This window comes from Streptomyces cucumeris (genome assembly GCF_024295805.1).
In the GTDB taxonomy this organism is placed as follows: domain Bacteria; phylum Actinomycetota; class Actinomycetes; order Streptomycetales; family Streptomycetaceae; genus Streptomyces; species Streptomyces cucumeris.
On sequence record NZ_JANCLX010000002.1, the window covers coordinates 325,515 to 344,621 of the forward strand.

Annotated in this window: 17 protein-coding genes and 1 pseudogene; 9 read left to right on the plus strand and 9 right to left on the minus strand. The window is 70.6% G+C overall.

What is annotated here, in order from left to right:
- The first annotated feature begins 105 nt into the window (after window positions 1–105).
- Window positions 106–1,173, plus strand: a complete 1,068-nt coding sequence (locus NMK44_RS04455; RefSeq protein WP_254738383.1) for a LysR family transcriptional regulator — start codon at window positions 106–108, stop codon at window positions 1,171–1,173.
- A 69-nt stretch (window positions 1,174–1,242) separates the two neighbouring features.
- On the opposite strand, the gene NMK44_RS04460 is transcribed toward NMK44_RS04455, so the two are convergent.
- A complete protein-coding gene (locus tag NMK44_RS04460) occupies window positions 1,243–2,451 on the minus strand; it encodes a serine hydrolase domain-containing protein (protein ID WP_254738385.1) in 1,209 nt (402 codons plus the stop codon).
- Window positions 2,452–2,614: 163 nt separating this feature from the next.
- On the opposite strand from NMK44_RS04460, the gene NMK44_RS04465 reads away from it, so the two are divergent.
- Window positions 2,615–3,121 (plus strand): pyridoxamine 5'-phosphate oxidase family protein, encoded by a 507-nt coding sequence (locus tag NMK44_RS04465; RefSeq protein WP_254738387.1) that lies wholly within the window; start codon window positions 2,615–2,617, stop codon window positions 3,119–3,121.
- A gap of 253 nt (window positions 3,122–3,374) precedes the next feature.
- On the opposite strand, the gene sodN is transcribed toward NMK44_RS04465, so the two are convergent.
- Window positions 3,375–3,770 carry a superoxide dismutase, Ni gene (gene sodN, locus NMK44_RS04470; RefSeq protein WP_176180689.1) on the minus strand — a complete coding sequence of 132 codons (396 nt, stop codon included), beginning with the start codon at window positions 3,768–3,770 and terminating at the stop codon, window positions 3,375–3,377.
- Between the two features lie 159 nt (window positions 3,771–3,929).
- Between sodN and sodX the strand changes: the two are divergent.
- A pseudogene (gene sodX / locus NMK44_RS42640) lies at window positions 3,930–4,238 on the plus strand (nickel-type superoxide dismutase maturation protease); the annotation flags it as partial.
- A 56-nt stretch (window positions 4,239–4,294) separates the two neighbouring features.
- On the opposite strand, the gene NMK44_RS04480 reads toward sodX, so the two are convergent.
- Window positions 4,295–4,960 carry a CGNR zinc finger domain-containing protein gene (locus NMK44_RS04480; RefSeq protein WP_254738389.1) on the minus strand — a complete coding sequence of 222 codons (666 nt, stop codon included), beginning with the start codon at window positions 4,958–4,960 and terminating at the stop codon, window positions 4,295–4,297.
- 94 nt (window positions 4,961–5,054) lie between these two features.
- Here NMK44_RS04480 and NMK44_RS04485 point away from each other — a divergent pair, with 94 nt between their 5' ends.
- Complete coding sequence (locus NMK44_RS04485) at window positions 5,055–5,831, plus strand: class I SAM-dependent methyltransferase (protein WP_254738391.1); 777 nt, start codon at window positions 5,055–5,057, stop codon at window positions 5,829–5,831.
- An 82-nt stretch (window positions 5,832–5,913) separates the two neighbouring features.
- On the opposite strand, the gene NMK44_RS04490 is transcribed toward NMK44_RS04485, so the two are convergent.
- From NMK44_RS04490 to NMK44_RS04500, 3 genes are read right to left on the minus strand one after another with little or no spacing between them, the layout of a single operon-like run.
- Window positions 5,914–6,666 (minus strand): amino acid ABC transporter ATP-binding protein, encoded by a 753-nt coding sequence (locus tag NMK44_RS04490; RefSeq protein WP_254738745.1) that lies wholly within the window; start codon window positions 6,664–6,666, stop codon window positions 5,914–5,916.
- A 5-nt stretch (window positions 6,667–6,671) separates the two neighbouring features.
- Window positions 6,672–7,610: an amino acid ABC transporter permease gene (locus NMK44_RS04495; RefSeq protein WP_254738393.1), complete on the minus strand. Its 939-nt coding sequence runs from the start codon at window positions 7,608–7,610 to the stop codon at window positions 6,672–6,674.
- Window positions 7,611–7,654: 44 nt separating this feature from the next.
- Window positions 7,655–8,611, minus strand: coding sequence for an ABC transporter substrate-binding protein (locus NMK44_RS04500; protein WP_254738395.1), 957 nt, complete (start codon window positions 8,609–8,611; stop codon window positions 7,655–7,657).
- Window positions 8,612–9,124: 513 nt separating this feature from the next.
- Between NMK44_RS04500 and NMK44_RS04505 the strand changes: the two genes are divergently transcribed.
- Both NMK44_RS04505 and NMK44_RS04510 read left to right on the plus strand, forming a co-directional pair.
- A complete protein-coding gene (locus NMK44_RS04505; protein ID WP_254738397.1) occupies window positions 9,125–10,351 on the plus strand; it encodes an NAD(P)-dependent malic enzyme in 1,227 nt (408 codons plus the stop codon).
- Between the two features lie 137 nt (window positions 10,352–10,488).
- Window positions 10,489–11,451, plus strand: coding sequence for a zinc-binding dehydrogenase (locus NMK44_RS04510; protein WP_254738399.1), 963 nt, complete (start codon window positions 10,489–10,491; stop codon window positions 11,449–11,451).
- A 44-nt stretch (window positions 11,452–11,495) separates the two neighbouring features.
- On the opposite strand, the gene NMK44_RS04515 is transcribed toward NMK44_RS04510, so the two are convergent.
- The 3 genes from NMK44_RS04515 to NMK44_RS04525 all read right to left on the minus strand — a co-directional run bounded on the left by NMK44_RS04515 (window position 11,496) and on the right by NMK44_RS04525 (window position 14,329).
- Window positions 11,496–12,257, minus strand: coding sequence for an antibiotic biosynthesis monooxygenase (locus tag NMK44_RS04515; protein WP_254738401.1), 762 nt, complete (start codon window positions 12,255–12,257; stop codon window positions 11,496–11,498).
- A gap of 126 nt (window positions 12,258–12,383) precedes the next feature.
- Window positions 12,384–13,475, minus strand: coding sequence for a PadR family transcriptional regulator (locus tag NMK44_RS04520; RefSeq protein ID WP_254738403.1), 1,092 nt, complete (start codon window positions 13,473–13,475; stop codon window positions 12,384–12,386).
- Window positions 13,475–14,329, minus strand: a complete 855-nt coding sequence (locus NMK44_RS04525) for a DUF4097 family beta strand repeat-containing protein (protein ID WP_254738405.1) — start codon at window positions 14,327–14,329, stop codon at window positions 13,475–13,477. Before NMK44_RS04525 ends, NMK44_RS04520 begins: the two co-directional genes overlap by 1 nt.
- A gap of 388 nt (window positions 14,330–14,717) precedes the next feature.
- Here NMK44_RS04525 and NMK44_RS04530 point away from each other — a divergent pair, with 388 nt between their 5' ends.
- From NMK44_RS04530 to NMK44_RS04540, 3 genes are all read left to right on the plus strand, one after another.
- Window positions 14,718–17,555, plus strand: a complete 2,838-nt coding sequence (locus tag NMK44_RS04530; protein WP_254738407.1) for a non-ribosomal peptide synthetase — start codon at window positions 14,718–14,720, stop codon at window positions 17,553–17,555.
- Window positions 17,556–17,605: 50 nt separating this feature from the next.
- On the plus strand, window positions 17,606–18,559 hold the full coding sequence (locus NMK44_RS04535) for an NAD-dependent epimerase/dehydratase family protein (RefSeq protein ID WP_254738409.1): 954 nt from the start codon (window positions 17,606–17,608) through the stop codon (window positions 18,557–18,559).
- A 62-nt stretch (window positions 18,560–18,621) separates the two neighbouring features.
- A complete protein-coding gene (locus NMK44_RS04540) occupies window positions 18,622–19,020 on the plus strand; it encodes a nuclear transport factor 2 family protein (protein ID WP_254738411.1) in 399 nt (132 codons plus the stop codon).
- The last annotated feature ends 87 nt before the right edge of the window (window positions 19,021–19,107 follow it).

Here is a 19,107-nt window from a genome sequence, read left to right on the forward strand (position 1 = left end):
CCCCTGGTTGATCGTCGTTTGACTACCAATTGGTCAAACATGAGGCAAATTTGGTGGGGATTCAGAGTCTGGTGTGACCACCGCGGGCACCGTTATGCTCCCGTTATGGAGCTCGAGGTGAGGCACCTTCGTGCACTATGCGCCATTGCCGACACCGGCAGCCTACGCAAGGCCGCGCGCCAACTGGGCATGACCCAGCCCTCGTTGACGACCCAGCTCCGGCGGATCGAGAACACCATCGGCGGTCGGCTGTTCTCGCGGGAGGTCACCGGCAGCCGGCCGACCCCGCTGGGGCGGTCCGTGCTGTGCCGCGCCCGGCCGATCGTCGCCGAGATGAGCGCGCTGCTCACCGAGGTCCGGCTGGAGGCCGGACAGGCCGCGGGGGCCCGGCTGCGCATCGGCAGCACCGGGAGCCGGGCCGTGGTCGGCTGGCTGCGCAGGCTCCGCACCCGCTGCCCGGACACGGACACCACGATCCACATCGATGTGTCCGCCAACGCGCTGTTGCAGATGGTCGAGGCCAACCAGCTCGACGTGGCCTTCGTCCACGAGGTCGAGGGCGCCCCGCTGCACGTTCCCGAAGGCGTCCGGCGCCGTGTGCTGGTGGAGCGCGAACCGCAGTTCGTCGCGCTCTCCGACACCCATCCGGCCGCCGCCCGGCAGACGGTGCACCTGGCCGATCTCGCCTCCGACCAGTGGATGGTCGACCCCAGCGTGGACGGCGAGGGCCCGGGGCTGCGGCGGGTGCTGGCCGCGGCCGGGGTGAGCCCCCGGGTCGTCTACGGCGACTACCTCACCGCCGCCGATCTGGTGGCCTCCGGCGAAGTGGTCACCCCCTGCCAGCCCACCGCCCGCTCCCGTCAGGGCGTCGCCGTCCGCCCGCTGTGCGGGGACCCGCTGACCGTCCGGCTCTTCCTCGCCTCGCGGGCGACGGTGCCGCCCCGCGCCGGGCACCCCGGCGGCGCTCCGGTCGCCGGGCTCCTCGATGTCGACGCCCTCTTCGGCGACCTGGAGGACGCCTACTTCGAGATCGCCTGGGCCAGTGACGCCTACCGCCAGTGGCTGGTGCGCAACGAGAGCCCCCTGCTGCGCTTCCAGGAGACCCGGCTGGCCGACGCGCTCGCCGATCCGCTGCTCGGCGTGGGGCTCGCGGGCCCGGCAGACGCCTCGTAGGGCACGCACCTCGGCTGATGTGGCACCGGGGTACGGGTGCCGCGCCGGCGCACCGGCACCGGTGGCCGCTCAGTCGTCGATCGCCTGGTAGACCAGCGTCCAGAAGTCCAGGTAGAGGGGCGAGTACCGGGGGAACTGCGCGCGCTGCGTCATCAGGACCGCGACCAGGTCCTCCGCCGGATCCGAGGCCCATGAGGTGCCGAGTCCGCCGTCCCAGCCGAACCGGCCGGGCACCGCCGAGATCCCGTCCCGGCCGGTCACCACCTGGACGCCGAAGCCCCAGCCGCGGTGGTCCCAGGAGCCGGGCGCCGCGGTGGAGGCGGCCTTCTGGGCGGGGGTGAGCTGATCGGTCGTCATCGCCTCGACCGCCGGACGGGACAGCAGCCGCGCACCGGCGCCGTACCGCCCCCCGGCGAGCAGCATCCGGCCGAAGGCGAGGTAGTCGTCGGCCGTGGAGACCAGGCCCGCACCCCCGTCGGGGAACACCGGCGGGCGGCTCCACCGGCCGTCCCCGGGCGCGTCGTACAGCGTGGGCTCCCCGGTGGTGAGATCGGGCAGATAGGACGCGGCGAACCGGTCCCGCGCACCGGGCGGTACGTGGAAGCCGGTGTCCTTCATCCCCAGCGGTTCGAAGATCCGCTCCTGCAGGAAGTCCTCCAGCGGGCGTCCCGTGGCGCGGGCGATCAGCACCCCCAGCACCTGGGACCCGGTGTGGTACAGCCAGGCCGTGCCGGGCTGGCGCATCAGCGGCAGGGTGCCGAACCGCCGCAGCCATTCGTCGGGACCGTGCGGGGTGGCGGGCTTCGGCGGCCCCATGGCGAGCCCCAGCTCCTCGGCGGCGGCCAGCGCGGGATGGCCGCCGGGCGGCCCCGGCGCCAGCCCGAACCCCATCCGGAAGGTCAGCAGATCGCGCACGGTCAGCGGGCGTTCGGCCGGAACGGTCTCCTCCAGCGGGCCGTCCTCACGGATCAGCACCCGGCGGTCGGCCAGTTCGGGCAGCAGCGGGTCGACCGGGTCGTCCAGCCGCAGCACACACTCCTCCACCAGGATCATCGTGGCCACCGCGATCACCGGTTTGGTCATCGAGGAGATCCGGAAGACGGTGTCCCGGCGCATAGGCGCCCCGCCGAACGCCTGCGCCCCGATCACCTCGGCCCGTGTCTCACCCCGCCGGCTGACCAGCGTGACCAGGCCCGGGGCCTCGCCCTCGGCGACATGGCGGGCCAGGACGTCCCGCATCCGGTCCAGCCGGGCGGTGGACCATCCTCCGGCACCCATCGCGTATCCCTCTCCTTCCGGTACGGGGCGGTGCTGAAGGCTCCCTCCACAGCCGCGGCGCCGGGCGATGAGTTCCGGTCCGCCGCGCGGTCCCCCATAGGGGGAGCGGGGGAACACCGACCGGACCACCCTGCCACCACGGCAACCAGCGAGGAGCGAGCACATGACGGAGAACGAGCCGCGGACCGCCCTGGACACCCGCTTCAGCAGTCCCGACGCCACCGCCACCCCCTGGGCCGAGGGGCGCGAGGCGCTGGCCGCCGCCGAGCTGTACTGGCTGTCGACGGTCCGCCGGGACGGCCGCCCCCATGTCACCCCGCTGCTCGCGGTCTGGCTCGACGGCGCCCTCCACTTCTGCACCGGCCCCGGTGAACAGAAGGCCGCGAACCTTGCGCACAACCCCCGGTGCACCCTCACCACCGGCACCAACACCCTGCACGAGGGCCTGGACCTGGTCGTCGAGGGCGAGGCCGCGGCCGTCCGCGACGACGCGGCGCTGCGCGGGGTGGCCGGGGCGTACGTGGCGAAGTACGGCGAGGAGTGGAGGTTCGAGGTGCGCGACGGCCTCTTCCACCACGAAGGCGGTCAGGCCCTGGTCTACGCGGTCGCCCCGGTCACGGCGTTCGGCTTCCGCAAGGGCGTCTACGGCCAGACGCGCTGGCGCTTCTGACCGAAGAAACGATGTGGACCGGCCGTCACGCCGGATGGCATCGTCGGCAGCCATGACCGAGCGAGGCTTTTGCCGGACCGCGACCGGCCGTTCCGCCCCCGGCAGTCGGCCGGCCGCTGAGCGCGGCCCGCGCTGAACGCGGCCGGCTTCTGAACGCGACCACCCGGCGGAACCCGCCCCGGGGCCGGAACGACCGCACCCGGACTGCCAGGGGCGGTCCGGGTGCGGTCGGGCGATGCTGGTGAGGGGCGGGTCAGCCCTTCTTGGTCTCCCAGAAGATCTTGTCGATCTGGGCGATGTAGTCCAGCGCCTTCTGGCCCGTGGCCGGGTCGGTCGAGCCCTTGGCGGCGCTCAGCGCCTTCAGGGTGTCGTTGACCAGCTGGTGCAGCTCCGGGTACTTCTCGAAGTGCGGGGGCTTGAAGTAGTCGCTCCACAGCACCGAGACATGGTGCTTGGCCAGCTCCGCGCGCTCCTCCTTGATGACGGTCGCGCGGGCGCGGAAGTGGGGGTCCTCATTGGCCTGGAACTTCTCCTGCACGGCCTTGACGGACTCCGCCTCGATACGGGCCTGGGCCGGGTCGTACACGCCGCACGGCAGGTCGCAGTGAGCGCTGACCTGAACCTTGGATGCGAACAGGCGGGAGAGCATAGAGCTGTCCTTCCATTCGTGATCGTCTTCTCAGGTGCGACATTACTCCGTGCGGGAAGGCTTTTCTCGGGCGGGCCGGGGGGCTTAGGTCAAAAGTCCGGTGGCAGCCTGGGATGCCTGCGAAGGTGATGGATGGCGTGACGAACCGGAGGTGCCGTGATGCGGGAGGAGCTGCACGATCGCGGGCAGGAGCGCGATCGCGACCAGCACGGTCGCTTGCGGATCGGGCTCGCCGAGGTCTACAACCCGTCGATGCAGCCGACGCTGTACCCCGGTGACCTCCTGGTGGTGCGGTACGGAGCGCCGGTGCGGCCGGGGGACGTGGTGATCCTGCGGCATCCGTTCCGCCAGGACCTGCTGATCGTCAAGCGTGCGGTGGAGCGGCGCGACGGCGGCTGGTGGGTGCGGGGCGACAACCCGTACGTGGAGAACGACAGCCGGGAGTTCGGAGTGGTGCCGGACGAGCTGGTGGTCGCGCGGGCGTGGATGCGGCTGCGGCCGCGGCCCGGGGCGGGGCCCGGCGGTCAGCGCTCCATCGCGGGGCTGGTGTCCTGGGCGGCCTCCGCGGTGCGGCCGGTGCGGTCGCGGTCCTCGCGGGGCGTCGGGCTCCGGTCGGCGGCGGCGCGCTCGGCGTCGAGGCGCTTGCGGGCTCGGTAGGCGGCCACGTTGGCGCGGGTGGCGCAGCGGTCGGAACAGTAGCGCCGGGATCGATTTGTCGATGTGTCGAGATAGGCGTTCCGGCAGGGTGCCGCCTCACAGATGCCCAGGCGGTCGGCGCCCAGTTCGGTGAGGTGGAAGGCGAGCCCCATCGAGGCCGTGGCGGCGAACCCGGCGCCCGCGTTGGCCGCGTAGTCCGCGATATGCATATGCCAGTCGGGGCGGCCGTCCTCGTCGCGGGTCGCGTGCCCGGAGATCTGCGGGCTCACCGGGAACTCCATCAGCAGCGCGTTGAGCAGGTCCACGGCCCGGATCTCGTCCCCTTCGGCCGCCGCCTCGAACACCGCGCGCAGCCGTGCCCGTACCGACCTGAGCCGGGTGACATCGGCGTCGGTGGCACGACGGGCCGCCTGTTTACTCTCGCCGAAGAGGGCGCGGACGGCGTCCACCGAGGTGAGGGCGTCATTGCCGCGGACGGGCTCCTCACTGTTGACCAGACGCACCGCGAGATCCGAGTAATAAGCCAGTTCCACTTGTGGTCCTTACCGAAGGTGTTTTAGGGTCGGATGGTCGGTAATGGTCGCCCTGGAAAACAGGGTATTACGGACCGGGAGAGGGCGTGGCACGATGACGGACACCGCCTCCGTAGCGGACTGGCAGGCGTGGCAGCGGAGCTGGGACCGCCAGCAGGAGTGGTACCTCCCCGATCGTGAGGAGCGGTTCCGGGCGATGCTCGACGCGGTCGAGGCGCTCGTCGGACCGGAGCCCAGGATCCTCGACCTCGCGTGCGGCACCGGCAGTATCTCGGACCGGGCGCTGCGCCGGTTCCCGAAGGCCGTCAGCACCGGTGTGGACCTGGACCCGGCGCTGCTGACCATCGCCCGGGGCCACTTCACCGCCGAGAGCCGGGTCACGTTCGTCAGCGCGGACCTGCGCGACCCGGAGTGGACACGGCGGCTGCCGCACCGCCCCTACGACGCCGTGCTCACCGCAACCGCGCTGCACTGGCTGCGCTCGGAGGAGCTCACGGCGCTCTACGGCCGGCTCGCGGGGGTTCTGCGGGACGGCGGGGTGTTCCTCAACGCCGACCATATGCCGGACCCGGCCACGCCCCGGATCAACGCCGCGGACCACGCGTTCCACAAGGCGCGCCAGGCGCGTGCCAGGGAGGCCGGTACCCAGGACTGGGTGGACTGGTGGCGGACCGCGGCGGAGGACACCGCGCTCGCCGGACCGGTCGCCGAGCGCTTCAGGATCTTCGGCAACCCGGCCGACGGGGACCATGCCGACGGCGAGGTCCAGTCCGCCGACTGGCACGCCCGGACGCTGCGCGCCGCGGGGTTCGCGGAGGCGCGCCCGGTGTGGTGCTCGGTCTCGGACGCGATGGTGCTCGGACTGAAGTAGCCCCCGGCGCCCGTGAACGCACCAGGGCGGTACGGCCTGCCAACGGCCGTACCGCCCTGCTGTCGTCGCACACCTGGTCCGGTCAGAGGACCTTCGAGAGGAACGACTTGGTCCGCTCGTGCTGCGGGTTGGTCAGCACATCGCGCGGGTTGCCGGACTCCACGACGACCCCGTCGTCCATGAAGACGACCGAGTCGCCGACCTCACGGGCGAAGCCCATCTCATGGGTGACGACGATCATCGTCATACCGTCCTCCGCGAGCCCGCGCATGACGTCCAGGACATCGCCGACCAGCTCCGGGTCGAGCGCCGAGGTGGGCTCGTCGAAGAGCATCAGCTTGGGCTCCATCGCCAGCGCGCGGGCGATGGCCACACGCTGCTGCTGACCGCCGGAGAGCTGGGAGGGGTAGTTGCCCGCCTTGTCGGCCAGGCCCACCCGGTCCAGCAGCTTCAGCGCGCGCTCCCGCGCGACCGCCTTGGTCTCCTTCTTGACCTGCACCGGCGCCTCGATGACGTTCTCCAGCGCGGTCATATGCGGGAAGAGGTTGAAGCGCTGGAACACCATGCCGATGTCCCGCCGCTTCTCGGCGACCTCGCGGTCCCTGAGCTCGTAGAGCTTGTCGCCCTTCTGCCGGTAGCCGACCAGCTCGCCGTCGACGGACAGCCGCCCGGAGTTGATCTTCTCCAGGTGGTTGATGCAGCGCAGGAAGGTGGACTTCCCGGAGCCGGACGGGCCGATGAGGCAGAACACCTCGCGCGGGGCGACCTCGAGGTCGATCCCCTTGAGGACCTGGACCGCACCGAAGGACTTGTGGACGCCCTCGGCCTTCACCATGGGGGTCATGCGCTCGCGCCTCCCTGGCGGTTGGAGCCTGACAGAAGGTTGACCCGGATCTTCTGGAGCGGGGTCATCGGGAGGGAGCGGCTGGAACCACGGGCGTAGTAGCGCTCCAGGTAGTACTGGCCGACGCTGAGCACCGAGGTGAGGATCAGGTACCAGGCGGCGGCGAGGAAGAGCATCTCGGCGGTGGCGCCGGTGCTCTGGCCGACGTTGGTGGTGGCCTGCAACAGATCCCAGTACTGCACGGCGATCACCAGTGAGGTGGTCTTGAGCATGTTGATGAACTCGTTGCCCGTGGGGGGCACGATCACCCGCATGGCCTGCGGCAGGACCACCCGGCGCAGTGTCTTGGCGTGGCTCATGCCCAGCGCATGGGACGCCTCGGTCTGACCTTCGTCGACCGCCTGGAGACCGGCCCGGCAGATCTCGGCCATGTACGCGGCCTCGTTCAGACCGAGGCCCAGCAGGGCGGCCAGGAACGGGGTCATGAAGTCCGACCACTCGTCCTTATAGATCGGACCGAGGTTGATGTAGTTGAACACCAGGCCGAGATTGAACCAGACCAGCAGCTGGACGTAGACCGGGGTACCGCGGAAGAACCAGATGTAGCCCCATGCGATCGAGGACGTCACCGGGTTCTTCGACAGCCGCATCACCGCGAGGATGATGCCCAGGGCGACACCGAGCGCCATCGACAGGATGGTGATCCAGACGGTGTTGCGGACGCCCCGCAGCACCTCGCTGTCGAAGAAGTACTCCGGGATCGCATTCCAGTCGACGTCGCCGCGGGCGAAGGCGAGGACGAGCGTCACCAGCAGGGCGATGGCGATGACCGCGGAGACCCAGCGGCCGTAGTGCCGCACCGGGATGGCCTTGAGGTTCTCCGGGGCGGGAGGCGGGGAGTCGACCGGGCCCACCTTGTCGATCTTAGTTGTCACGAATTGTGCCTTTCAGCGCGAGCGCGCGAGGAAGGAGGGCCGGGTCACTTGCCGCCGTTGACGACGGCCTTGGTGACGGCGCCGTCCTTGACGCCCCACTTCGCGATGATCTTGTCGTAATCGCCGTTGGCGATGATGAAGGCGAATGCCTGCTTGAGGGCGTCGCGCAGCTCGGTGTTGTCCTTGTTGACGGCGATGCCGTACGGCGCGGCCTCCACCTGCTCACCGGTGATCTCGAAGTCGTTGCCACCGCCCGAGGTCTTCACGGCGTAGGCGGCCACGGGGAAGTCGCTGGCCGCGGCGTCGGCGCCGCCGCCGCGCAGCCGGGTCTGGGCCTCGGTGTCGTTGGCGAACGCCTCGATCTTGATCTTGCCCTTGTCGTCCTTCTCGCACTTCTTGGACTGGGCCTTGCCGAGGTCGTGCGAGACGGTGCCGCGCTGGACGACGATCTTCTTCCCGCACAGGTCGTCCCAGGTCTCGATCCCCTGGGTCTTGCCCTTCTTGGTGTAGATCGAGACACCCGCGGTGAAGTAGTCGACGAAGTCGACGCCCTTGCCCGCCTTCTTGCCGGTGTCCGGGTCGATGCCCTCCTGGCGGCCCTTGTTGTCGGTCATGGCCGACATCGCGATGTCGTAGCGCTTGGAGCGCAGACCGGCCAGCAGGGCGTCGAAGGTGGAGTTGTTGAACTTGAACTCCACACCGAGGGCCTTGCCGAGGGCGTCGGCGATGTCCGGGTCGATACCCATCACCTGACCGCCCTTCTTGAACTCGACCGGCGGGTAGTTGATGTCCGAGCCGACCTCGATCACGCCGGAGTTCTGGATGTCCTTGGGCAGCGTGCTGAAGAGAGGAGCCTTGCTCGCGTTGCCCGAGCCGCTCTGGGCCTTGTTCGTCTGGTCGCCACAGCCCGTCAGGAGCAGGGCGCCCACGACCGCTACCGCGCCGGCTGTGGCCATCCGGGACTTCAAGGTGGCCCGACGGCGCGTGAAGCTGGCGGTCATGCTGGTTCCTCCCGCAGGGTGAGGGGTGTCCGAGTTGTCGGGAACACGCTTTTGAGTGTCGCGACCTCGTGTGATTGGGGCATCTTGCCATCTGGACCGGCTCGATCGGGCGGCTATCCATGTCAAAATCGGATAACGGGCGATCCCCGTGGTGCGCGGATGGAACGCCGGGCCGGACAGCGGTGGCCGGGGAAGTAGGAATGACTCATGATCACGCGGCGCCTGTAGAGCGACGGTGACATGTGCATTCATGTCCGATTCGATCGCTTTCGATGGTATCGCGGTCTTTCTGAATGCCACCGTGACAGAAGTCGCTCGTCTCTTGGAGCGCGCATCCGGTAGAACAGATCGTTACACCCCTCACCCGGGGCTCGGGGCGTGTGTGCGACACGCCCGGCGTCCGTATTTCCCCCCAGGGCACGGCTATCTGCCCCATGGGGGCCCGGACGCGGTGCCCGCCCGCTCCCAACACGGGGCGGCTACCCTCGACAGAAAACGACAAAGGGGTCAAAAGTGGCAGCGGAGATTGCCCATCCTCGCAGCGACAGCAGCAACGGCGAAGGAGCCGAAGACGTGACCGACGGAGAGCCGTTCGATCCGGCCTTCGCACTCCACCGCGGCGGCAAGATGGCCGTCCAGGCGACCGTGCCCGTGCGCGACCGGGACGATCTGTCCCTCGCGTACACACCGGGCGTCGCCAAGGTGTGCAGTGCGATCGCCGAGCAGCCGGAGCTCGTCCACGACTACACCTGGAAGTCCCAGGTCGTCGCCGTGGTGACGGACGGCAGCGCGGTGCTCGGACTCGGGGACATCGGTCCGGAGGCGTCCTTGCCGGTGATGGAGGGGAAGGCGATCCTCTTCAAGCAGTTCGGTGGAGTCGACGCGGTGCCGATCGCCCTCGACTGCCGGGAGGTCGACGAGATCGTCGAGACCGTGGCCCGGCTCGCGCCCTCCTTCGGCGGAGTCAACCTGGAGGACATCTCGGCGCCCCGCTGCTTCGAGATCGAGCGCAAGCTCCAGGAGCGCGTCGACATCCCGATCTTCCACGACGACCAGCACGGCACGGCCGTCGTCACCCTCGCGGCGCTGCGCAACGCGGCCAAGCTGACCGACCGCTCCCTCGGGCAGCTGCGCGCGGTGATCTCCGGGGCGGGTGCCGCCGGAGTGGCGATCGCCCGGATCCTGGTGGAGGCGGGCATCGGCGATGTGGCGGTCTGCGACCGCAAGGGCATCGTCTCCCCGGACCGCGAGGACCTCACCGACGTCAAGCGTGAGCTGGCCTCCTTCACCAACAAGGGCGGGCTGACCGGCTCCCTGGAGACGGCCATGGCCGGAGCGGACGTCTTCATCGGCGTCAGCGGCGGCACGGTGGCGCCGGAGGCGGTGGCCACCATGGCCGAGGGCGCCTTCATCTTCGCGATGGCCAACCCCAACCCGGAGATCCACCCGGAGGTCGCGCACCGGCACGCGGCGGTGGTCGCCACCGGCCGCAGCGACTTCCCGAACCAGATCAACAACGTGCTCGCCTTCCCCGGCATCTTCGCCGGGGCCCTCCAGGTCCGGGCCTCCCGGATCACCGAGGGCATGAAGCTCGCCGCCGCCGAGGCGCTGGCCGCCGTGGTGGCCGACGAGCTGAGCCCGGACAAGGTCATCCCCTCGCCCTTCGACGAGCGGGTCGCCCCGGCCGTGACCGCGGCCGTCGCGGCGGCCGCGCGCGCCGAGGGCGTGGCGCGCCGCTGACCGAGGGCGCCGAGGCGCCATCGGCCACAGGGACGGGCCCCGGGCGGATCGTTCGGCGCCCCGGGCGGACGGGCGCGGTGCGTGTCACACCCCGGTGTGGTTCCGCCGCCTCCCCACCGCGTCCTATGGTCAGGATCATGTTCGCTGCCTACGCCGCACGTATCGACCGTGACCAGCCGCTGAGCGGACTTGAACTGGGCGAGCGCCCCGAGCCGGAGGTACGGCCGGGCTGGAGCACCGTCCGCGTCAAGGCCGCCTCCCTCAACCACCACGACCTGTGGTCGCTGCGCGGTGTCGGACTCGGCGAGGAGTCGCTTCCGATGATCCTCGGCTGCGACGCGGCCGGGATCGACGAGGACGGCAACGAGGTCGTCCTGCACTCGGTCATCGGCCAGAGCGGCCACGGCGTCGGTCCGCGTGAACCCCGCTCCATCCTCACCGAGCGCTACCAGGGCACCTTCGCGGAGCAGGTCACCGTGCCCACCTGGAACCTGCTGCCCAAGCCGAAGGAGCTGTCCTTCGAGGAGGCGGCCTGTCTGCCGACGGCCTGGCTGACCGCGTACCGCATGCTCTTCACCAACGCCGGGGTGCGCCCCGGCGACAGCGTGCTGGTGCAGGGCGCGGGCGGCGGGGTGGCCACCGCCGCGATCGTGCTGGGTGCCGCGGCGGGGCTGCGGGTCTTCGCCACCAGCCGGGACGAGGCCAAGCGCAAGCGCGCCGTCGAACTGGGCGCCGAGGCGGCGTTCGAGCCGGGGGAGCGGCTGCCGCAGCGCGTGGACGCGGTGATGGAGACCGTGGGCGCCGCGACCTGGTCGCATTCGGTCAAGTCGCTCAAGCCCGGTGGCACCCTGGTCATCTCGGGCGCCACCAGCGGCCCCAACCCCAAGGCCGCGGAACTCAACCGGATCTTCTTCCTGGAGCTGAAGGTCGTCGGCTCCACCATGGGCAGCAAGGACGAGCTGGAGGACCTGCTCAGCTTCTGTGCGGCGCACGGGGTGCGGCCGGTGATCGACTCGGTGCTGCCGCTGGACCGGGCCCGCGAGGGGTTCGAGAAGATGGCGGGCGGCGACCTGTTCGGCAAGGTCGTGCTGACGGTCTGAACCACGGCCGCCGCGTCCACCACCTCTCACCACCGGCGGTGGGGCTACGGCAGCTCCACCGCCTCGGGGGTGAAGCCCCGGGCGAAGCGGTAGCGCGTGCTCCGGGAGCCCGCGAAGCCCGGGAGATCGCGCAGCCGGTCCACGGCGGCGGTGTCTGCGGGTCGTCCGCCGGTGTCGATGGCCGCCTCGTACGCCGCCTCGTCGGTCCACCGGGCCACATTCAGCACCTTGGCGCGGTCGCTGCCCAGATGGGCCCGGCCGTCGACGTTCAGATGGAAGTCGGCCGAGATCAGACCGGGGTGCGGCGCTGCGCGCAGGCCCTCGATGACGGTGTCGATCCAGGTGCGGCGTAGCGCCGGGTCGGGTGCGTCGAAGTCGATGTCGAGGACGACGATGAACCCGGGGTCCGCCGTCGCCGCCCCGGCCGTCCCGTCGTCCGTCCCCGAGAAGCGCCGGTGGTGGCGGAACTCGCCGACACCGTTCCGCTGGATGTCCGGTACGGCACGGTCGATGTCCGAGACCCGTTCCGCGCGGTGCTCCCGGACGAAGGCGTGGTACGCCTCCGCACCGGTCCACTGCGAGTAGTGCATCAGGGTGTCGCCGTCGGTGCCCGCGTAGACGTTGTACGAGAGCAGATCGGGCGACGGCCACGGCCGGGCGTGCCAGGCGGCCGTGATGGCGTCCACGGTGGCCCGCTGCCGCTCCGGTGTGCCCACGTTCCAGGTGCTGTACAGCGCGGTACCCGCGTCGGAGCGGGCGAGGCCGGGCAGTGGGCCGGTGGGGTGCGAAAGGTCCGGGCTGGCCATGGTGGTCACCTCAGGGCTGGTGGGGAGGACGGGTGAGCGGCGGGACACGATCCCTCGCGCGCCCCGCCGCTCCCGATCCTCGAACTTCGACCAAGGGTGAAGTCAAGGGCGTTCCATGGCTTCCGCCTACCCCTTCTCCCCGTTCCGCAGCAGCCCGGTGATCCGCGCGGCGGTGTCCGCCAGACGCCCCTGGGTGTCGGCCAGTTGGTCCGGGGTCACCCCGTGGTCCCGGGCGGTGTCGCGGACGTGGTCGCGGAACCGGTCGAGCAGCCGGTCCAGATCGCGGGCCGGGTCGCCGGAGGGGGTGAAGTCCCGGGCCCACGCGGGCCGCTCCACCCCGGCCGCACCGGCCGTGGTGGGGTCCGTCGTGCCGCTCGCCGCGGGGCCGTCCGGCGCCGGGACATCCGCCCGCTCCACCGTGATCCCGCCGCCGTCCGTGCCCTCCGTACCGGCCGGCGTCCCCGCGTCCCGCCACGGCCGGTCCTGCCGGGAGATACGGCTCATCCCGCGCGAGACCTCGGCCAGTCCCTCGCGCACCGCCCGCTGCCAGTCGCCCGTCCGGACGTGCTCCTGGGTCCGCTCCTGGACCCGCCGGGCCATCCGCTGGACCTCCTCGCGCGCGAACTCCTGGGCGTCCCGGGCCTGCTGGCGGGCGCGCTGCGCGTCCTGGCGGGCCCGCTTGCTCTCCTCCTTCGCCCGGCGCGCCTGTTCCTTCCACTCCTCCTTGGCGCGCCGCATCTCCTCCTTCGCCTGCTGCCAGGTCTCCTTGTCGCCCCAGGCGGCATCCCAGGGAACGCCTCCGGCCCTGCCGCCGCCGGACTCCCCGGAGGTGCGGGTCTGCCGGGCCGCCTCCCGCATCTCCCGCCGCAGATCGCTGGCCGAACCGCGGACGTCCTCCCGGATCTCCGCGGCCAGTTCGGCGACCGATTCCCGGATCTCCAGCTCCAGTTCGGCCAGTTCACCGCTGCGGTCGGCCAGTTCGGCCCGGCCGGCGTCGGTGATGGAGTAGACCTTGCGCCCGCCCTCGCTGGTGTGGGTGACCAGCCCCTCGGCCTCCAGTTTGGCCAGCCGAGGGTAGACGGTCCCGGCGGAGGGCGCGTACAGCCCCTGGAACCGCTCCTCCAGCAGCCGGATGACCTCGTAGCCGTGTCGCGGCGCCTCGTCGAGCAGCTTGAGCAGATACAGACGCAGCCTGCCGTGGGCGAAAACGGGGGGCATCAGAGGACCTTTCCCTGGGATCCGTCGGTGTCGTCCTCGGACCGCGGACGGCGCAGCAGCGCGATGGCGCCCGAGACGGTGGTGGCCTTGAGGCGGCCGCTGCCCGCGCCCAGCGTGCCGTTGATCCGCTTGGCGCCCCACTGCCCGGTGACCCGCAGGTCCTCGAAGGCGCAGGAGACGGCACCGCTGGCGGTGTTGGCGTCGATCTCGGCGTCGGCCGGATGCGGCAGCCGGATCGCGATCTCGCCGGAGACGGTGTTGAGGCTGATACGGGCGCTCTCGGACGTGGGGGCGAGGTCGAGCACCACGTTACCGCTGACCGATTCGGCCCGTACGCCAGGTCCCGAGCCCTCGACGACGGTCAGATCGCCGGAGACGGAGTTGAAGCGCAGCTCGCCGGTGATCGCCTGGGTCTCGACCCGCCCGGAGACGGTGTCGGCCCGCACCGGGCCGGTCAGTCCGACGAGGGTGAAGTCACCGGAGACCCCGCGCAGTACGGTGCGGCCGCCGATCCCGGAGGCGACGGCACTGGCGCCGACGACGCCGATCGAGACATCGGTGGCGGTGGGCACGGTGAGGGTGAGATGGACGCTGCGGTTCCAGCCCTTGCGGTCGAGCCACTTCAGCAGGCCCTTCCAGGGGAGGTCGTCATAGGCGACGGTCAGTGTGCCGCGCTTGAGGGTGACCGTCAGCGGCGGTCCGTCGAGGGCGGTCAGCTCCAGCCGGGCGGGGCCGCTGTCGGTGCCGACCACGTTGACCGTGCCGCCCACGACCCGGACGTCCAGGGCGGAGACGGGTCCGTCGAACGTGAGCTTCTCCGGCTCGCTGATCGACCACTCTGATCCTGCTGACATCCCCGGCCTCCCCTGGTGGCTGTGCGACTGGATATGCGACGGGACGTGCCCGGATGTGCGACATGAGCCGCGACGCAACATATCGTGTCTTCGCTAGACACGATATATCGCGGATCGCGGGAGTCAAGCCCGCCTTCCCCGTCCCGGGTGTCCGGTCGGATCGCGATCCGGGCATCCGGCAGGAGGCGCTCTTTTCTGAAAACGGTTTCCGGTGTATGGCGGGACGGTCGTTTCCTTGTCAGATGAATCTCGGGATCCACGGAAAATCCTGATCCGGAGATTTCCGCTAGAGCCCCGCTAGAGCGACGGTGGAGAGCAATGGAGTGCGAATGTTCGAGACTGTTACCTTCGGTTCCCGGATTCGATTAGGAAGAGGGCAGTGGGGGGAATGGCTGCACAACCATTGGAATACTCGGTACCGACGGAATCAAAGGATCTGCGCTCAGTCGCCCAGATACTCCTGAGGGCGGCGTACGATCACCCCGAATCGGGGGTGCGCTATGTGCCCGGACGGGACTGGAGCGATTCAACGCACCAGTCGTATCCGGAACTTGTGGAATCCGCGCTGGGCCTCCTCGAGGGGCTGCGCGGCCGCGGTCTGGAGCCGCGGGACACGGTGGCCCTGCTCCTGACCGACCAGCGGGAGTTCCTGACCGCCTTCTGGGCCTGTCTGCTGGGCGGGTTCGTGCCCTGCCCGATGGCGCCCGTGCCCGGCGACCCGGCCCGCTGGGCCGCACAACTCGGCCATGTCAACGAGTTGCTGGAGGGGCCGCTGCTGGTCACCAGCGCGGCACTGGCAGCCGAACTGCCGGCCGTCCCCGGGCTCGCGGTGGCGGTCGTGGACGAGCTGCGGGGCGGCTCCGTCGCGTCGGTCAACGCGCGTCAACTCCCCTTAGCCAGACGTCAATTGCCGCCCGGAGTGCACCTCGCCGAGCCCTCGGATCTGGCGCTGCTGGTGCTGACCTCCGGCTCCACCGGACACTCCAAAGCCGTGATGCTCACCCATGGGAATATCCTGGCGTCCATGGCCGGGAAGGCCGACAAGCAGCGGTTGTCCGAGATTGATATCACCTTCAACTGGATTTCGTACGACCATGTGGCGGCACTCCTCGAAGCGCATATGCTTCCGCTGTACGTCGGTGCCGGGCAATTGCATGCGGAACCGTCCGTCATTCTTGAGGAACCGCTGAGATTCCTCCGGATTATCTCGCGTCACAAGGTCACGATGACCTTCACACCCAACTTTCTGCTGGGACCGCTTAACGCGTCCGCCCGTGCAGTAGGGGAGGAGGTGGCGGCCGGGGGCGAAGGTCTCGATCTCAGCGCCCTGCGCCATATCGTGAGCGGCGGCGAGGCGAATGTGGTCGCCACCGGCGAGGCGTTCCTCGACCGGTACGCGCCCTACGGGCTGCGCCGGGGCGCGCTGTGGCCCGCCTTCGGGATGACCGAGACCTGCGCCGGATCCATCTACAACCGTGGCTTCCCGGCCGGGGACCGGGGCGAGGAGTTCGCCAACCTCGGCACCCCCGTCCTGGACCTGCGGATCCGGGTGGCCGACGACGACCACCGCGAGCTGCCGCCAGGTGAGGTGGGCGAACTCCAGCTCAGCGGACCGATGATCACCAGCGGCTACTACCGCGACACGACCGCCACCGAGGAGGCGTTCACCCCCGACGGCTGGTTCCGCAGCGGCGACCTCGGGCGGATCGACGACGGCCGGCTGACCCTCGTCGGACGCAGCAAGGACAGCATCATCGTCAACGGCGTCAACTACTTCAGCCATGAGATGGAGGCGGCGCTGGAGCAGCTCGACGGGGTGGCGGGCGGCTACGCCGCGGCCTTCCCGACCCGGCGGCCCGGCAGCGACACCGAACAGCTGGTGATCGCCATCAGCCCCGAGCTCGCGGAGGACGACGAGGCCGGGCTGTACCGGCTGCTCACCGCGGTGCGCGCGACCGTGGTGATGCACTGGGGCTTCCGGCCCTCGCTGGTGCTGCCGCTGCCCCGGGAGGCGTTCCCCAAGACCAGTCTGGGCAAGACGCTGCGCCGGCGGATGCGGCAGCGGCTGGAGACGGGCGGCTTCGACGACGTCATCGAGCGGGTGACGGAGCTGACCACCCGCAGGCTCGGCGGTCACACCCCGCCCGAGGGCCGGACCGAGCGGGTCCTGGCCGAGATCTTCGCGGAGATGTTCGACACCGACCCGGACCGGATCAGCGCCACCGCCAGCTTCTTCGACCTCGGCGGCACCTCCCTGGACATACTCCGGCTGCGCCGCCGGGTCGCCCGGCGGCTGGGCGCGGACCTGCCGGTCATCACCGTGCTCACCGCGCCCACGGTGCGTCTGCTGGCCACCCGGCTGACCGGCGGCGACACCCCCGGCGCGGGCGACTACGACCCCGTCGTACCGCTGCAGACCGGTGGTGAGAAGACCCCGCTGTTCTGTGTGCACCCCGGGGTCGGTGAGGTGCTGGTCTTCGTCAACCTCGCCAAGTACTTCGTCGGCGACCGGCCGTTCTACGCCCTGCGCGCCCGTGGCTTCAACGAGGGCGAGAAGCCCTTCGGGAGCTTTGAGGAGATGGTCGACACCTACGTCCGGGCCATCCGCGCCCGCCAGCCGCACGGCCCCTACGCCCTCGCGGGCTACTCCTACGGCGGTGCGGTCGCGTTCGAGATGGCCAAGGTGCTGGAGGCGGAGGGCGAACGTGTCGACTTCATCGGCAGCTTCAACCTCCCGCCGCACATCAAGTACCGGATGGAGGAGCTGGACTTCATCGAGACCGCGGTGAACCTGGCCTTCTTCCTGGACCTGATCGACAAGAGGCAGTCGCTGGACCTCCCCGCCGAGCTGCGTCCGCTGCCGAGGGAGGAGCAGCTCACCCGGCTGTTGCGGATCGCCCCGCCCGACCGGCTGGCCGAACTCGATCTGGACCTGGCGCGGTTCACCGCCTGGGCGGAGCTGGCCCATGGCCTCACCGACCTGGGCCGCGGCTACCACCCCAGCGGAACCGTGCGCTCCATGTCGGTCTTCTACGCCATCCCGTTGCGCGGCACCAAGGAGGACTGGCTCAATGACGAACTGCGGCGCTGGGACGAGCACACCACCGGACCCAATCGGTACCTCGATGTGCCCGGTGAGCACTACACGCTGATGAGCCCGCAGCACGTCGCCGCCTTCCAGTCCGTCCTGCGCCGGGAGCTCGACCGCGCGCTGGGGGACGGCTAGTCCGCGCCCGACCACCTCACAACGGCCCCGACAGAGAAGAGACGAGCACCGTGGAAGGCAAGAAGATCCTGGTCACCGGCGGTACCGGGCAGGTCGCCCGGCCGGTGGCGGAGGCGCTCGCCGAGCGCAACGAGGTGTGGTGCCTGGGCCGGTTCGGCACCCCGGGCGTCGAGGAGGAGCTCACCGCCCGGGGGATCACCACGTTCCGCTGGGACATGGACGATCTGGGCGCGTCGGCGTACGACGGGCTGCCGGAGGACTTCACCCATGTCATCCACTCCGCGGTGCGCCGCGGCGAGGACGGTGACGTCAACACGGCCGTCGAGGTCAACGCGGTCTCCTGCGCCCGGCTGATGACCCACTGCCGTACCGCGGAGGCGTTCCTGTACGTCTCCACCGGCGCCTTGTACAAGCGGCAGTCGCTGGACCACCCGTACACCGAGGACGACCCGGTCGACGGGGTGGCGGACTGGCTCCCGGTCTACCCGGTGGCCAAGATAGCCGCGGAGGGCACGGTCCGGGCGCTGGCGCAGGTGCTCGGGCTGCCGACCACCATCGCCCGGCTCAACATCGCCTACGGGCCCGGCGGTTACGGCGGGGTGCCGATGCTCTACTTCCGGCGGATGCTGGCCGGCGAGCCCATACCGGTGCCGGTCGAGGGCCAGAACTGGTGCTCGCTGCTGCACACCGACGATCTGGTGGCCCAGGTGCCGCGGCTGTGGGAGGCCGCCGCGGCCCCCGCCACGCTCGTCAACTGGGGCGGTGACGAGGCGGTCGGCATGACCGACTGCGTGCGCTACCTGGAGGAGCTCACCGGAGTGCGGGCGCGGCTCGTCCCCAGCGAGATCACCCGGGAGACCTACCGGTTCGACCCGGCGCGGCGCCGGGAGCTCACCGGGCCCTGCCGGGTGCCGTGGCGCGAGGGGTTGCGCGGCACGCTCCAGGCGCTCCACCCGGAGCACCTCAAGCCGCAGTACGCGGACCCGGCCCCGTCCGCCGTCTGAACAGCGCAGCACCCGTCCAGCCGTTCCGGCCCGTCCGGCCGTCGTCCGAGGAGACACACACCGTGGCATCAGTGAACATCGAGGCCATCCGCCGGTCCTACGCGGGGTTCCGCGACCGTGATGTCGAGGGGATCCTCTCGGCCATGCACCCCGATGTGGAGTGGGTGCACCCGGCGGGGATGGCCGCCCACGGGCTGGGCGGCACCAAGCACGGCCACTCCGGGATCAAGGAGTTCCTCGCCCATGTCCCCACCGTGCTCGGCGGGATGCGGCTGGAGCCGCGGGAGTTCATCGAGCAGGGCGACCGGGTGGTGGTCTTCGGTACCCGAGAGGTCACCTCGCTCCGGGGCACGACCGCGACCCTGGACTTCGTCCACTCGTGGACCATGCGGGACGGCCGGGCGACGCGGATGGAGGACATCTTCGACACCGTGGCCTTCCAGCAGCTCATGGAGAGCTGACCCGCGGGCCGGGGGGCCCCCCCCCCCCCCCGCGGGGGGGGGGGGGGGGCGCGGGCCCCGGCGGGGGGGGGGGGGGCCGGGGGGGGG

Excerpts from the sequence above, each read along its gene's own strand:
- sodN (WP_176180689.1), bottom strand. The coding sequence starts at position 3,770 with ATGCTCTCCCGCCTGTTCGCATCCAAGGTTCAGGTCAGCGCTCACTGC.
- NMK44_RS04530 (WP_254738407.1), top strand. The coding sequence starts at position 14,718 with ATGGCTGCACAACCATTGGAATACTCGGTACCGACGGAATCAAAGGAT.
- NMK44_RS04485 (WP_254738391.1), top strand. The coding sequence starts at position 5,055 with ATGACGGACACCGCCTCCGTAGCGGACTGGCAGGCGTGGCAGCGGAGC.
- NMK44_RS04525 (WP_254738405.1), bottom strand. The coding sequence starts at position 14,329 with ATGTCAGCAGGATCAGAGTGGTCGATCAGCGAGCCGGAGAAGCTCACG.
- NMK44_RS04520 (WP_254738403.1), bottom strand. The coding sequence starts at position 13,475 with ATGCCCCCCGTTTTCGCCCACGGCAGGCTGCGTCTGTATCTGCTCAAG.
- NMK44_RS04500 (WP_254738395.1), bottom strand. The coding sequence starts at position 8,611 with ATGACCGCCAGCTTCACGCGCCGTCGGGCCACCTTGAAGTCCCGGATG.
- NMK44_RS04465 (WP_254738387.1), top strand. The coding sequence starts at position 2,615 with ATGACGGAGAACGAGCCGCGGACCGCCCTGGACACCCGCTTCAGCAGT.
- NMK44_RS04460 (WP_254738385.1), bottom strand. The coding sequence starts at position 2,451 with ATGGGTGCCGGAGGATGGTCCACCGCCCGGCTGGACCGGATGCGGGAC.
- NMK44_RS04515 (WP_254738401.1), bottom strand. The coding sequence starts at position 12,257 with ATGGCCAGCCCGGACCTTTCGCACCCCACCGGCCCACTGCCCGGCCTC.
- NMK44_RS04510 (WP_254738399.1), top strand. The coding sequence starts at position 10,489 with ATGTTCGCTGCCTACGCCGCACGTATCGACCGTGACCAGCCGCTGAGC.
- NMK44_RS04490 (WP_254738745.1), bottom strand. The coding sequence starts at position 6,666 with ATGGTGAAGGCCGAGGGCGTCCACAAGTCCTTCGGTGCGGTCCAGGTC.
- NMK44_RS04455 (WP_254738383.1), top strand. The coding sequence starts at position 106 with ATGGAGCTCGAGGTGAGGCACCTTCGTGCACTATGCGCCATTGCCGAC.